This window comes from Anabaena sp. UHCC 0204, assembly GCF_009711975.1.
Classification (GTDB): Bacteria; Cyanobacteriota; Cyanobacteriia; order Cyanobacteriales; family Nostocaceae; genus Dolichospermum.
On the sequence record NZ_VIKW01000035.1, the window covers coordinates 26839 to 42480 of the forward strand.

The 15642-nt window shown below is 39.4% G+C and carries 13 protein-coding genes; 4 read left to right on the forward strand and 9 right to left on the reverse strand.

The window, feature by feature from the left end; translation table 11 throughout:
* Positions 1-55 precede the first annotated feature (55 nt).
* Positions 56-1432, forward strand: a complete 1377-nt coding sequence (locus tag FJR04_RS21150; protein ID WP_168498469.1) for a helix-turn-helix domain-containing protein — start codon at positions 56-58, stop codon at positions 1430-1432.
* 184 nt (positions 1433-1616) lie between these two features.
* On the opposite strand, the gene FJR04_RS21155 is transcribed toward FJR04_RS21150, so the two are convergent.
* The 9 genes from FJR04_RS21155 to FJR04_RS21195 all read right to left on the reverse strand — a co-directional run bounded on the left by FJR04_RS21155 (position 1617) and on the right by FJR04_RS21195 (position 11324).
* Positions 1617-1871 carry a hypothetical protein gene (locus tag FJR04_RS21155; protein ID WP_168498471.1) on the reverse strand — a complete coding sequence of 85 codons (255 nt, stop codon included), beginning with the start codon at positions 1869-1871 and terminating at the stop codon, positions 1617-1619.
* A 13-nt stretch (positions 1872-1884) separates the two neighbouring features.
* The gene (locus FJR04_RS21160; RefSeq protein ID WP_168498473.1) at positions 1885-2277 is read right to left on the reverse strand and encodes a hypothetical protein; all 393 of its coding nucleotides are present in this window, start codon (positions 2275-2277) and stop codon (positions 1885-1887) included.
* A complete protein-coding gene (locus tag FJR04_RS21165) occupies positions 2270-2827 on the reverse strand; it encodes a Panacea domain-containing protein (protein ID WP_168498475.1) in 558 nt (185 codons plus the stop codon). Before FJR04_RS21165 ends, FJR04_RS21160 begins: the two co-directional genes overlap by 8 nt.
* 218 nt (positions 2828-3045) lie before the next feature.
* Positions 3046-5517, reverse strand: a complete 2472-nt coding sequence (locus tag FJR04_RS21170) for an ATP-dependent Clp protease ATP-binding subunit (RefSeq protein ID WP_168498491.1) — start codon at positions 5515-5517, stop codon at positions 3046-3048.
* A gap of 540 nt (positions 5518-6057) precedes the next feature.
* On the reverse strand, positions 6058-6960 hold the full coding sequence (locus FJR04_RS21175) for a peptidoglycan-binding protein (protein ID WP_168498477.1): 903 nt from the start codon (positions 6958-6960) through the stop codon (positions 6058-6060).
* 161 nt (positions 6961-7121) lie between these two features.
* Positions 7122-7829, reverse strand: coding sequence for a hypothetical protein (locus FJR04_RS21180; protein WP_174763566.1), 708 nt, complete (start codon positions 7827-7829; stop codon positions 7122-7124).
* The gene (locus FJR04_RS21185; protein WP_168498479.1) at positions 7817-9127 is read right to left on the reverse strand and encodes an AAA family ATPase; all 1311 of its coding nucleotides are present in this window, start codon (positions 9125-9127) and stop codon (positions 7817-7819) included. The genes FJR04_RS21180 and FJR04_RS21185 overlap by 13 nt, the downstream gene beginning before the upstream one ends.
* Before the next feature lie 111 nt (positions 9128-9238).
* On the reverse strand, positions 9239-10189 hold the full coding sequence (locus FJR04_RS21190) for a heme o synthase (protein ID WP_168498481.1): 951 nt from the start codon (positions 10187-10189) through the stop codon (positions 9239-9241).
* 190 nt (positions 10190-10379) lie between these two features.
* A complete protein-coding gene (locus tag FJR04_RS21195; RefSeq protein WP_168498483.1) occupies positions 10380-11324 on the reverse strand; it encodes a heme A synthase in 945 nt (314 codons plus the stop codon).
* Between the two features lie 517 nt (positions 11325-11841).
* On the opposite strand from FJR04_RS21195, the gene FJR04_RS21200 reads away from it, so the two are divergent.
* The 3 genes from FJR04_RS21200 (at position 11842) to FJR04_RS21210 (ending at position 15393) form a co-directional block, all read left to right on the forward strand.
* Positions 11842-12819, forward strand: a complete 978-nt coding sequence (locus FJR04_RS21200) for a cytochrome c oxidase subunit II (RefSeq protein ID WP_168498485.1) — start codon at positions 11842-11844, stop codon at positions 12817-12819.
* Between the two features lie 176 nt (positions 12820-12995).
* The gene (gene ctaD / locus FJR04_RS21205; protein WP_168498487.1) at positions 12996-14669 is read left to right on the forward strand and encodes a cytochrome c oxidase subunit I; all 1674 of its coding nucleotides are present in this window, start codon (positions 12996-12998) and stop codon (positions 14667-14669) included.
* Positions 14670-14775: 106 nt separating this feature from the next.
* Positions 14776-15393, forward strand: coding sequence for a heme-copper oxidase subunit III (locus tag FJR04_RS21210; RefSeq protein ID WP_168498489.1), 618 nt, complete (start codon positions 14776-14778; stop codon positions 15391-15393).
* Positions 15394-15642: the final 249 nt, after the last annotated feature.

A 15642-nucleotide genomic window follows, 5' to 3' on the forward strand; every position in this document is an offset into this window, starting at 1 on the left:
TAAGTTTGTTATATAATCACAATACACTATTTTTTAACTCACAAAAATGTCAGCCATGAAAAAAGAAGTTTTAGAAATTTTAAAACATCCCGAAAAAGAAAATTTAAAATATGAGCTAAAACAGTCAGATATATTGAAAACATCGGAAGGACAAAGAAAGTTAACTTTTGCGATTGTAGCATTTGCTAATAGACAAGGTGGAAGAATAATAATAGGTGTTAAAAACGATGGAGAACTTGAAGGTAAAAATATTTTTAATATTGATAAAGATAAGGGCATAATAGATAATATCTGTCATGCTAAGATTAGCCCTATTATTGACTATAATATCAATCTTTTAGAATTAGAAGAAGCAGATTTATTAATCATTGATATTCCTAAAAGAGGAAAAATACCTCATGCTTACATAGATTCAAAAAATGGAGCAGAGATTAAAACTAGAATTTATTATATTAGAACTAGACATGGTAAAAGACTTGTGGGTGATTATCAATTACAATGGTTATTTACTCATCAAGAAGATGCAGATTTTACTTATAATTGTAGGACTATTATTACCTATGATAAAGTTTCTCTGAATGTATCTGCGCCAATAGAACAACCGCTGTGCCATTACAACTATAATGCAGTAACAAGTCCTCTTTCATCAAAAATTTTTCAAACACCAAGTTTTACTAACGATATGTTTAATAAATCAAGACAATCTTTCTTTTTAGGAATCACTCCCTATGTGTTGATACACAACTTATCTTTTTATTTTCAGAACTATTGGTTAATAAATATTCAAAGAAGACCTCCTGTTTATCAAAAAAATGTTTCTGTTAAATCTAACTATCAAGAAACTACTTTTAAAGAAAATCTTAAAAAAATCTCTATAAATGATATACCAAGTTTATATGGAAATGTAATTTTATATGGAAATTTGCGAGAAGAAGTGAAGAATTTAGCAATTGATGGTATTGACCGAGATGGCAATCCATCTTTCACTGTACCGTTAGATACAGAGTTGCTGATTCGATATGAAGATAATCTTTTTCCAAAAGCAAAACTCATATTAAGTCATAAAGATTTTAAATTCGAGTTTATTTTTACTTGTTCACCTTCAGCAGTACAACCAGGTATTTCACATGGTCATCCAGCTTGGTCAATAATTGAAAATAGATTAAAAACAGGCGCAGCCATTTACGAAGATAAATTATATAAGTCATTTCAATCTATAGAAATAGACTGTACATTTAATGCTTCATTCACGTTCCCAGAAGAAGATATTAAATTATTTGAAAAATATTATTCTTATGCAGAAACAATAAGAGAGATTTTAGATAATGATTGGAACTATGACCAATTTATAAGCAAGCTTCCTCCTAATAAACTATATTCTATTGAGAATAAAATAGATACGTTATTAAATACTCTTAAAAGCACAGATTAATAACAACTGTATTTGCATCTTACAGCAAATTGTTATCAACCGTGCCACAGACAAAAATAATCGAACTCAGTTCTAGACTTAATTCTGCAACTTATTTGTGTGGCGGGTTTGATCGCAAACTGCTGTAATTAAATAATTCATTTTCCCTCTTTGCGCCTTTGCTCCTTAGCGTCTTTGCGCGAAATTAAAAATTTACTAATTCCCCAACTAAAAGCCTACCTTCAACGCGTTTATACTCATCTTCCAATAACCATAACTGAGCAGTTTCATAACTATTACTAGAAAAAACAACCTTATCACCCTGTTTAGGATCATAAATTTGACAATTTTCCTCACCATCACAAAGTAATAACAAAATATATGGAGGTGATAGCATCGGATCTATCCATACTTCTGCAAATTTCCAGTTATTCTTGATTTTCAAGTAAACCCTTCCCATTACTAAGTTGAATTTAATCAACTCCTAAAAATTTCTTCAATGCAGTTTTATATTTATTCTTCAACTTCTTAGAAATTAATCCTCCCTGTTGAATTTGTGATACAAGATCAGCAGATAAACAATCTTTGGGAATAGGACTACCAGAAGTTATACAAATAGCAAGATCATTTGCATCCATTTCACGAGCAAAATAGTAAGCTATAACAGATTCCTTTTTAATAAAACTTGGTAAACTCGGATCTGGTGCTAAAACACAAACTCTTTCAGAGTTATTTTTCTTGTCGGTTAAATTAACAAATAAATATTTATTACCAGAAGTTTTTGCAATTGCGACGTAAAAATGTTGGCCATTAGGAGGTGTATCAATTAAAAATACATCTCCTATGTTAATAGGAACACTAGACACTTAGCACCTCATCTAAATATGCTTCCCTCAGTGCTATTTGTCTAATTTCCTCAATTTCTTCCTCACTTTTACCAACATTTTTCAGAATATCTTCTACTAAAATGGGAATAGCAGAACCATGAGGATCTTTCCACTCTGGTAAATCATGAGTCCATTCAGCAACATGAAATGGATCAAGATGTCCAAAGCTTTGATATACCTCTTGAAGAATCTCCTCTTCTTCTTCGCATAGTTCATCATTTCCTGGATCTTTGACTAAGTAAATAAAGTTCTTATCACCAGGAGAAATGTACTCAGACCACAAAGGTAGAGCATCATCAATAGGTTTACCTTTAATTAGATCATAAACACCACTAAGAACAGGACCATATTTCATTGATACATAATGATCACCTGTAATTGGTTGTTCTATTCTTTCTAAGGCAATACGATCAGCTATATAGAGCATTTTTAGCAAGCCTAAATACTTCATAGGCTTACCATGCAGCTTTATCAGTATAGCTGCTGCTTCTACAGCTTTTTCTGGGTGAAACCGAAACTGGATAGACATAATTATCCTTGAGAAGCAGTGTAGTACATCTATATTATAAATCTTGATCTGAAAACGCGAAAATTTATTATACAAATCTCAGACTATATCATTACTCAGTTTATTTCAACTTTGATCTTTTCCCTTCCCCTCTCTGCGCCTCTGCGTGAGAAAAAAACAAAAAAAACGGCAGAGAAACAAAGTCCTCCACCGTTCAATTAACAATTAAAAAATCCTAATTACAACTCAACACCAGGGGTTGATAACTCCCGTGTTTGTTGAGAACTAACTTGAACAATGCCATTTTCATCAACATCAACAAGAGCAGTATCGCCATCTTTGATGCGTCCAGACAGAATTTCTTCCGCTAAACTATCTTCCAACAAGCGCATAATTGCCCGACGTAACGGCCTTGCACCGTAGCTAGGACTGTAACCCTCCGTGATCAAGCGATCCTTGAAGCGGTCTGTGACTTCTAAGACAATGCCTTTTTCCGTCAACCTACCAAACACTTCCTTGAGCATGATTTCGGCGATTTGGGTAACTTCCAGCTTGTTCAATTGACGGAAGACGATGATTTCATCTAACCGGTTCAGGAACTCAGGACGGAAGTATTGTTTCAGTTCCTCATTCACCAAAGAGCGAATTCTGTTGTATTGTGTCTCAGTCGCATCTTCAGAGAACTCAAAGCCGATACCGCTACCACCTTTTTCAATTACCTTAGAACCAATGTTGGAAGTCAAAATCAGCAAGGTGTTCTTAAAGTCCACCGTGCGACCTTTTGCGTCGGTTAACCGACCATCTTCCAAAATTTGCAATAGCATATTGAACACATCGGGGTGTGCTTTTTCGATTTCGTCAAACAGCACCACAGTGTAAGGACGACGACGGACAGCTTCTGTTAACTGACCACCTTCGTTGTAGCCGACATAACCAGGAGGTGAACCAATCAGTTTACTGACGGTGTGACGCTCCATGTATTCGGACATATCCAAGCGAATCATTGCTTCTTCTGAACCGAAGAAGTAGGAAGCCAAAGATTTCGCTAATTCAGTTTTACCTACCCCAGTCGGACCTGAGAAGACAAAACTAGCGATCGGCCGATTAGGATTTTTCAATCCCACACGAGCGCGACGAATAGCACGGGAAACAGCCTTCACAGCGTCTTCTTGTCCAATCAGGCGCTGATGTAAGGTGTCCTCCATGTGCAGCAATTTCTCGGACTCAGATTCGGTGAGTTTGTTCACCGGTACACCAGTCCAGGAAGCGACAATGTGAGCGATGTCTTCTTCTGTAACTACAGGTTCAATACCGTCACCACTAGCACCGTTACTCTTAGTTTGAGCAATAGTGCGGATTTCGGCTTTGATTTCCATTTCCCGATCGCGCAATTCTCCAGCCCGATCAAAGTCCTGGGAACGCACTGCATCATCTTTTTCTTTTAAGATTTGCCGTAGTTCCTTGTCTAATTCCTTCGCTGCTGGGGGCAGTTGGGAGTTAATCAAGCGCACCCGTGAGCCGGCTTCATCAACCAAGTCAATGGCTTTATCTGGCAAATAGCGATCGCTAATGTAACGATCAGACAACTTGGCCGCTGCCACCAATGCTTCATCGGATATCTTCAGCTTGTGGTGTGCTTCGTAGCGATCGCGCAAACCATATAAAATTTCTATTGTTTCATCAACAGAAGGTTCACCCACCATCACAGGCTGAAAGCGTCTTTCCAACGCTGCATCCCGTTCAATGTGCTTCCGGTACTCATCTAAAGTAGTCGCACCAATACATTGCAATTCACCCCGCGCCAAAGCTGGCTTGAGGATATTTGCCGCATCAATTGCCCCTTCAGCCGCACCTGCACCAATTAAGGTGTGAACTTCGTCAATGACGAGGATGACATTACCCGCAGAGCGGATTTCATCCATAATTTTTTTCAGGCGTTCTTCAAATTCACCTCGATATTTAGTTCCTGCTACCAGCAACCCAATATCCAAAGTCACTACACGCTTATCTTCCAAGATATCGGGGATATCCTTGTTAGCAATACGTGAAGCTAAACCTTCAGCAATGGCTGTTTTACCAACACCTGGTTCACCAATCAACACGGGATTGTTTTTAGTCCGGCGACCCAAAATTTGAATCACTCGCTCAATTTCCTTGGCGCGTCCCACCACAGGATCGAGCTTATTATCCATCGCCATTTGGGTCAGGTTTGAACCAAACTCATCTAGAGTTGGGGTTTTAGTGCGACCAGAGGGGCCACCCGGCGTAACTTCCGCCGTTTCTCCCAACATCCGAATCACTTGGGTTCGCACCTTGGTCAAATCTACACCGAGGTTTTCTAGCACTCTGGCTGCGACACCTTCCCCTTCGCGGATCAGTCCCAACAGCAGATGCTCGGTACCAATGTAGTTATGCCCCAATTGGCGTGCTTCTTCCAAGGATAGTTCTAAAACCCGCTTTGCCCGTGGCGTAAACGGAATTTCCACAGCAACAAAGCCAGAACCCCGTCCTATGATTTTCTCAACTTCAATGCGAGCATCTTTAAGATTAACTCCCATTGATTTCAGCACCTTGGCGGCTACTCCTGTGCCTTCGCCAATCAGACCCAAGAGGATCTGCTCAGTTCCGACAAAGTTGTGACCTAAACGGCGGGCCTCTTCTTGGGCCAGCATGATTACCTTAATGGCTTTTTCTGTGAAGCGTTCAAACATGGCATTTTTCCCATCACCTGCGTCGTGCCGGTATGCTGATTTTAGCACAGGCTAAAATTTTGGATATCTATATAAACAATTTTAGATATCCAATTACGATGACACAAGTTAATGGGTTAATGAGTAGCTATTAGTTGATTTCTATGTGGTTAGTGTACTGAGGAGAGTGATATTACTAGCATTTTGGGGACTAAATCCAAACTATAGACTATTGATGTAGAGATTTTGGTTAGTCTTCCCAAATACACCTTAGTATCATAAAATGTGTATTAATGTCAATCAATTTTCACAAAAGATAAGATATCCTTATTAGGAAGAATAAGAACAAAGAATATTCTGATATAAGATCAGGATAAAAACTTTATTTTATATTCACAACTATGATTTAGAGTCAGTCAAATTTGCGAAATTTTGTCTTGAATTGTACAGAAGTTGGAGACAAACTTCTGTACAGACTCCTTGAAATTTTAACTATTACGCTGTCGTTCTAAGCGAAGCTATGCCCGCAAAGGCTTTATACATCCTACTGAATATGAGGTTTTAGGTTGACTTTAATAAATCATCACCGGGAATGATGGTGGTATAAAAGGTGTAACTGTTGTTCTGAAGATAGCGCCGATCTTTCTTAATGATAGCCATGAACTCACGGTGTCCATCCGTGAGACGACCGACTAAACAACCTGCACTAGCCCCTTTGATGTCGTTGGTGGGGAAATCATAGCCCCAATGTTGATTAACGGCAAAATAATCACCTGTATCCAATTCATCACCAGTTCGTTTGAAATCTTTGTTAAAATCTCGACAAACAGTGATGTTTCCACATTGAACTAATGCTTCATGGGGATTGGAAGTACCGTGTCTTCCCACTCTCCAAGCTTTGTATTGTCCAAATTGGATTCTTGCTGCTCCTTTGGGATTCATGGGATTATGAGTATATTTACTACCTGGTTCAGTAGTTGCTTGCCAATGATCAACGATTTTGGGGACACCATCTATGATTTCGATCACAATACGGCGGTCATTAAAGGCGTTAGCAGCATCACTATTGAGTGTCCAGTCTCCATTCATACCCTCAACATAAACAATGTTGTATTCTTTGGGATTGGTGAATACTTCATAATTTTTTGCCAACATATATTTAATAATTTTGCTGGCAATATCAGTTCCTAGATTTAAAGGTGGTTTTGGCAGGTCTTCTGTTTTAGTTTCAATCAATTTTTTGGCTGTGACTGCACCTAAAAAGTCGGTTTCTTCTGCATTTGTTAAGGTTTGAAATGTTTTCAGTGCGGCTGTGGAAACTGGTCCAAATAGTCCGTCTGCGGGGGGTTCTAGGAGTTTTAAATCAATTAATCTGACTTGGATTTGCCGAGACAATTCCCGATCTTCAGCGATCGCTTCGTAACCCCATTTTAGCTCTGTATTTAGGAAATTTTGCAGTTTCATGTTATACGCCTATTAACTCAAGTGTTTTGTTTGCACTACGTTAAATAAGCTACCTTAAATTTTCAATCTATAAATAACCTTTATTATTTTTTAACAAGGAATAGGCGAAATGCAGATCCCCGACTTCTTTGAGAAGTCGGGGATCTATGTCCTGAGCATGATTACAAGTTGATAAGATAATTGTACATTTCCCGAAATAAAGGGCATTTTTTTTGCACTTCATCACACCTTATTGCTAATAGGAGTAAAGGAGTGTGTGAACCTTTAGAAAATCGTGCATCACTACTATCAAATTCTTTCAGGATACTTGACTCGATTAACGCTTCTGATAGCTTTTCTTGACAACAATCTCTTGTTGGGTCATATTCACTAAATGATTCAGGACTATCAAAAGGAATATTCCTTTGTGTACTTAACCACCAACGCATCCGTTCATGTCTACTACGAAAATCTGGATGTTTAGCTATGGTATTATTCCAATCTGCAATAATCCATGATTCAATTTCAGGTGCAGCAAAACCAATAAATTTTTCTATATCAGCACATTCAGGTACTTTTGATATAACTGCTAAAAATTTTTCTCTTTCTGCAATTGGATCTCGACAATCTAAATCGTCAAACACTAAAATTAAGCCACATTTATTTGGTTCATTTTTTAAAGCAATAGGTAGTTCTTTACTAATTTGATTAATTAAACTTTTACCTGTTTTACCATAACCACTTGCTTTCCCAGGTTTGGGTCCTGGTTTTTGAAGCACAGGTGTTTTGCGTTCAAATTTGCAACTGGGAAAATTCTTTTCTAAAAAAGGAATTAGTCCTCTAACTTCAGCTTCACCACCACCGGCAAAAACCCATACTACCAAGGCCATCCTCCAATAGTAGGATCACCAACGCGGTACAAATCACCTAATTGCCATCCTTCTTTTAGTTTTTCATCCAGCATTTCTTGAGAAAGTGTTTTCATGGAGAAATGGGTTTTATCTTCCGAGTAAAAACAATAAACATTCTGTAAACAATCTGTAAAATGATCTAATAAATCAGGACTATGTGTAGTAATAATTATTTGGGTTTTTCTTGATGCTTGTTTTATCCATGCTGCTAAAATTGGCATCCATGAGACGTGCAACCCTAATTCTGGTTCATCAATGACTAATAATGAAGGTAATAAAGGTGAATGTAATATAGTTGCCCAACATAACATTCTTACAGTTCCATCTGACATTTCACTTAAATAAAATGGTTCTTTAGTATCTTCAAAATACCACTCTACAGTTAATGATAAGCGACCTGAACGGATAGGACGAAGACGACGAGTTTTAGGTAAAATAGATTTCATCGCTTGGTTAATGCTATCTTCAAAATCTATATCTTCCTGAATTAAATTTTCTAAAACTAAAGGTAAGTTATCTCCTGATGTAGATAAATAAACATCACTTCCGCCTATTTTAGGTTCTGAGTTTCTAATTTGATTTAATTCCATATTATTGGCATTATAAAATTGCCACTTGGAAATAAATTCTACTAAATCTCTTCTCGTTCTGTAAGCAGGTGTATTTTCAGGTGAATATTTGCTATCTTCTAGTAACCTGGGCAGTATAGTCAAACCTAAAGCATTAGTGGGTATATTATTTACTCCTTGATATTGTATATCTGTCTCTTGTTCAGGTGTATTATAAACTGATGATACAAACCCTTTGCCAACTTCTTTAGAGTGAAATTTATAATAGTAAAAAGGTGGTGATTCCAATTCATTTAAATCTTGTCCACTAAATAAAAACTCCTGAGAAATAATTACTTTATTTTTCTTCCTATCAACAAATAGGCTTAAAGTCAGCATTGTGCTAAATTTTTCGGGAAATTGTTCATGTGATAATAGTTGGGAAAAACAATATGAAAAATTGAGAAAAGCAGGACTTTCTACAGTATTATCTAAAATTCTATCAGCCCCCATTTTACTAACTGCATCTTCAAAACTACTTATTCCACGACTTTCATCAGGGATTGTAGTTAAACAGTCTTTCAAGAATTTCAAACAACTGATAAAGTTGCTTTTGCCTGAACCATTAGAACCGATAAAGATATTGAGTTTTTCTAACTCTACTGGCTCAGATAAAGATAAGTTTTTATAATTTCGACTTTCTATAAATTGCAAAATAGGTTGATTCATATTTTTTCAAAAATATAATTTCTTAGGGGTAATTAATGAATTACCCCTATTTTGGTCATGTTCTCAGTTTTGACCATAGCACACTTGTAAACAAGTTTAGATCAAATGTCTCTACAAGTGTAAGTAATGCAGCACTGTAGTTAGCAAACGATGAGTGATGGGTAAACTGTCCACTACCATTGCTAAACACAACAGCATCATGTAGGAAATGGAGTATAAAAACAACTCCCGCGCGATGGTTTTGTCTTCAGGATTTGCCAATAAGCGCCAAGATTTATGGACAAATACACCGCCTAAAGTCAAGGCAACAACAGCATAAACAATGCCACTGGCGTGTAGGGGATAGAATAGCAAGATGGTAGCCGTGACGGTAATTACGGTATAAAACCAAATTTGTCGTACTGTTGCTTCATCACCTGCTACTACGGGTAACATTGGTATGCCGACCTTAGCGTAATCATCACGAATCATTAAAGCCAAAGCCCAGAAATGGGGCGGAGTCCAGAGGAAGACAATGGCAAAAATCAGCCAAGCAGCCCAGCTTAAAGTATCTGTTACCGCCGCCCAACCAACTAAAGCGGGAATTGCCCCGGCTGCACCACCAATGACGATATTTTGAGTGCTATGACGTTTAAGCCAGTGAGTATAGACTAAAATATAGAAGATGATGCCAGAAAAGGCTAAAAATGCGGCTAGGAGATTGGCGAAGACGGTGAGGAGAGTGAAAGAAAGGATAGCTAGAGCGATCGCAAAAATTAGGGCATCACGGGTTTGTACCTTACCCGAAGGCATAGGACGGTGGCGGGTTCGCTCCATTTCATAATCTATATCTCGGTCATAGATACAGTTAATAGTTTGGGCGCTGGCTGCTGCTAAAGTTCCGCCAATCATCGTAATAATTAATAACCAGGGATCTACCTCACCCTTAGCGGCTATCCACATACTTCCAGCCGTAGTAATTAAAAGTAGGGGAATAATCCGGGGTTTGGTTAGCTGGTAGTAACTTTGAACGACTTGGAGAAATGTGTCGTGGTGACGACGAGAGACATTAGTCTCAATCATGTTAGGTCTTTTTCCTTATTTTTCAAGAACTGGTCAATGGATTTTGGATTTTGGATTTACAATTTTGGATTGTGAGGATTGTAGATTGGCATTAACGAAGCGTACGCAGCGAGTATTTTGGATTAGTTCCACCGTGAAGGGGCGGGGCTTGTACCAAAAATTCTAGAGTCCAAAATCTAAAATCTAAAATCTAAAATTTTTCGGTCAAAGAAGACTGTACTTCCCGACTAGTTAAGCCATCTCGCAGTGATAAAACTGTAAATACCACCAAAGTACCGAGTAAAGTCGCACCAATAGCTTGGTGAGAAACGGTGAGGGGTTCAACTTGTAGATGTAAACGGAAGGTAGCGACACCCAAAAGGAGTTGTAAAATCAACAAGCCACCAGCCAGATTTGCTAGTTTCCGCAAAGCCGGATGTAGTGCTGGTGTGCGCCAAGAAATCAAGACTACTGCTAGAGTAGCGATGGTTGGCGGTACTAAGCCAAAAATATGGCTGTACATAACATTACATAATTGATTACCTGAGAAGCATTGGTGCAAAGCCCAACGAGAACCAACTAAAGCACCCAGTAAACTTTGTAGGTAGACGAAAATGGCCGCAGTCAAACCCACCCAAGGCAACTTTCCGACTGTTCCTGTGCCTTGATAGGGGATAAGACTCGTACCGATAATTAACAATGTGGTGAAAAATAGTAAAGCCATGCCTAAATGGGCTGTAACGATATCAAACCGCAACAATTGAGTTACAGTCAGTCCTCCCAAAATACCTTGGAAGACAATTAAAAACAGCGCAAATGTAGATGCCCAAGGCAGCCATTTGGGTAAGGAACGACGATACCACCAAGATGAACCGCAAAGAGCGATCGCACTAAAGCCTATTAAAGCTGCATCTAGGCGATGAAACCACTCCAAAAACACTTGGAGATTCATTTGCTTGGCTGGAACTAACTCCCCATAGCACAAAGGCCAATCAGGGCAAGCTAGTCCAGCATTCATCACCCTGGTGGCACTGCCTATAGCCATCAAAATTAAGGTGGCTACGCATATTTTCCACACTAAGCGACGAATCATATCCTTTGGCTGTAGTGCAACTGAAGCCGCTTCATTTTGTTGTTCTAGGACAAATTCGCTCATTAACAATACCTTCTTGCCCGCTTGTGCTTGAACTTGAAAATTTTCTATTTTGATTCAGCGTCAACCTATCATCACCCTAACGTATCCGTCAGAATGTAGAAATTAGCTTTCCCCTATACTTTGGATCACTTTAGCTAGTTTTAGCTGTAAGATTTTGTGCTTTTTGCAGATGGGAATAATTGATAAATGGCAATTCATGGGAATTTCCGCAAATTTCCCGGAAATTTTTTTACTAATTGTCATCTGCTCACTCGCAATACAACTTATCTCTCTTGTACTCAAAATTGTGATCTTAATCAAAAAAATTAATAAAGATTTCAGACCAACGGATACTATATCCTATAGCCTGCACTACCTTAGTAAGTGGAGTCACTTTAGTAATTAGACCTCTTTCACAAGTAATTTTTGTCAGAATAGGGAAAGGCTAACAGAAAAATACTCCCCCTTTGCCCAACTTCTACAAGAAGTCTAGTGAAGTAACTTTAAGATCAAGTAGTCAATTCATAAGAAAAAAGCCGTGAAAATTCCAAGTGCAATCTGGACATTACTCATTGGCATTGTCCTCACCCTCACCAGTCTCTGGTATGGTCAAAATCACGGTCTGTTACCTGTAGCGGCTTCTGATGAAGCCTCCTTGGTAGATGGTTTATTCAACACAATGATGACTGTTTCTACAGGCATATTTTTGATTGTTGAATGTGTTTTGATTTACTCTGTTGTCAAATATCGTCGCCGGGCTGGTGACAACGAAGATGGACCACCAATTGAAGGTAATATACCTCTAGAGATACTCTGGACGGCGATCCCCGCAATTATCGTGATCGGTATTTCTGTCTACAGTTTTGATGTATACAACAACATGGGCGGCTTTGATCCCCATTCTGCTCATGCTGCTCCGATGATGGAAGATGCTATGAGTATGCCAGGAACGGCAATGGCTGCCACTCTAGATGATGCACCTGCTACTCAGCGATCGCCTATACAAATATCACAGTTAGATCCTGGTTCTGAAGCAGTTGTCAATCCCAACGAATTAATCATCAATGTCGCTGGACTCCAATATGCTTGGTTATTCACTTATCCAGACACAGGCGTAACCACTGGTGAACTTCATCTCCCCATTGGGAAAACAGTAGAAATCAACTTGACAGCCAACGATGTCATCCACGCCTTTTGGATACCCGAATTTCGGCTGAAACAGGATGCCATTCCTGGTAGAGAAACCAGTCTACGTTTCACCCCCAGAAAACCGGGTGATTATCAACTAATTTGTGCTGAATTGTGTGGACCCTATCATGGGGTGATGAAAAGTCAAGTAGTTGTAGAGACGCAGGAAGCTTTTGATCAATGGATGCAAGAACAACTAGTTGCTAGTAAAGATGTTCCAAATCAAGCGGTGGCAATGAATTCTCAGGAAATGACTGCCGATGAATTTCTCGCTCCTTACACCAAGGATATGGGAATTCACTCAGAAATTCTGCATCAAATTAAGTAATTTAGGAATTGCAGAAGTTACAGCAGTTACAAAATAAACTGTTAAACCTTTTAGTTACACATTCAAGCAGGAGCAAGAGGAGCAGCGGCAGCAGGGGAATAATTTTCCTTGTTGATCCTGACTGGGCGCAGGCCCTGCGCCCCTACTTCCTGACTCGATGACTCCTTTTTTAAAATATGACACAAACACAGTTACAAGAAACTGCTAATCTTCCCAACCCTGTGGAAGAACATGGGGAAAGGCATTGGCGAGACTTTTTTGGTTTTAGTACCGACCATAAGGTGATTGGGATTCAATACCTCGTCACTTCGTTTATTTTCTACTGCATTGGCGGCGTAATGGCTGATTTGGTGCGAACAGAATTACGCACTCCTGAAGTGGATTTTGTCACGCCAGAAGTCTACAACAGCCTATTTACACTCCATGCCACAATCATGATTTTCCTCTGGATTGTGCCAACAGGGGCGGGATTTGCCAACTATTTGATCCCGCTGATGATTGGGGCGAGAGATATGGCATTTCCGCGCCTGAATGCAGTGGCATTTTGGATGGTTCCCCCAGCAGGTGTATTACTGGTTGCTAGTTTAGCTGTAGGTGATGCCCCCGATGCTGGTTGGACTTCTTACCCTCCTCTGAGTTTGGTGACAGGCCAGGTGGGAGAGGGGATTTGGATTATGAGTGTGCTGCTATTGGGGACTTCTTCGATTTTGGGGGGGATTAATTTTATCGTCACCATTTTGAAGATGCGTGTTCCTAGTATGGGCATCTATCAAATGCCGTTGTTTTGTTGGGCAATGTTGGCAACTTCGGCTTTGGTACTGGTATCTACACCTGTATTAGCTGCGGCTTTGATTCTGCTGGGTTTTGATTTGTTGGCAGGAACAACATTTTTTAATCCGACTGGTGGAGGAGATCCGGTGGTGTACCAGCATATGTTCTGGTTCTATTCCCACCCAGCGGTTTACATCATGATTTTGCCTTTCTTTGGGGCAATTTCAGAAATTCTGCCAGTTCATGCCCGCAAACCGATTTTTGGCTATAAAGCGATCGCCTATTCATCTCTAGCTATCAGCTTTTTAGGTTTAATCGTCTGGGCGCACCATATGTTTACTAGCGGTGTCCCCGGTTGGTTGCGGATGTTTTTCATGATCACTACTATGATCATTGCTGTCCCTACGGGCATTAAAATTTTTGGTTGGTTGGCAACTATTTGGGGTGGTAAAATCCGCCTTAATAGTCCCATGTTGTTTGCAATGGGCTTTTTAGCAACTTTTGTGATTGGTGGGATTAGTGGCGTAATGTTGGCCGCAGTTCCTTTTGATATTCACGTTCACGATACTTACTTTGTGGTGGCACATCTCCACTACGTTTTATTTGGTGGTAGTGTGTTAGGGATTTTTGCCGCTATTTACCACTGGTTTCCGAAAATGACGGGACGGAAAATGAACGAGTTTTGGGGTCAGGTGCATTTTGCTTTGACTATGGTTGGTCTAAATATGACCTTCTTGCCCATGCACAAACTCGGACTCATGGGTATGAACCGCCGGATTGCTGAATATGATCCTAAATTCACTTCTCTGAATGAAATCTGTACCTACGGATCTTATATATTGGCGGTTTCTACATTACCCTTTATGATCAATGCCATTTGGTCTTGGTTCTATGGGGAAAAAGCCGGCAATAATCCTTGGCAAGCACTGACTTTGGAATGGATAACTACTTCTCCACCAAGTATTGAGAATTTTGAACAACTCCCAGTTTTGACTCATGGACCTTATGATTACGGCGTAAGTAAGGAACAAATTGAAACTGAACCTGTATTAACTCCCCAAACGGAATCAGCACTTTAGAAGAGGCAGGGGGAAAGGAGGCAGGGGAGCCGAGGGGCAGAGGAGCAGGGGAGAAATATATTATTCTTTTGCCTCTTATCAATCACCAATCACCAATTACCAATTTATGCAAAGTCAAACTATTGACACCGCGAATACTGAATTAGATCATAGCCACACAGCCATTTCTCATCACGAAGCACATCCAGATCATCGTTTGTTTGGTCTATTTATGTTCTTGGTGGCTGAAGGAATGATTTTTATGGGTTTGTTTGGTGCATACCTAACTTACCGTTCTAGTATTCCTGTATGGCCACCAGCCGGAACACCAGATTTAGAATTGTTGTTACCTACTGTGAATACATCTATTTTGATAGCCAGCAGTTTTGTCATGCACAATGCTGATACTGCTATTAAAAAAAATGATGCCAAGGGAATGCGGATTTGGTTAGCAATTACCGCAGTTATGGGGGCGATTTTTTTGGTAGGTCAGGTTTATGAATATACTCATTTAGAGTTCGGTCTGACTACCAATTTATTCGCTAGTGCATTTTACGTTTTGACTGGATTTCACGGTTTGCACGTTACTATCGGTGTTTTAGCGATTTTAGCAGTTTTGTGGCGATCGCGTACTCCCGGACACTACAGCAATGAACAGCGTTTCGGTATTGAAGCTGCGGAAATTTACTGGCACTTTGTAGACGTAATTTGGATTATTTTGTTCGGATTACTCTATTTACTCTAGGTATTTATTACTTAGTTGTTCACTCCACTCGAATAACCTTCAGTCCCCCTCTTGGGGGTTTTTTTTGTTTATATTGGTGAATAAAATGTGTTGCATTTATACTACAAGTATGTATATGAGTAGGTTGGGTTAAGCCTAAAACTCTTTTTTTTAAACGATAGCGAAGCGTGGCGTTAGCTATACCACTCCAGGCACAGAGGACACGGAGGGAAGAAATCTTGGTATATTTATATTAGACATTGTTTCAAT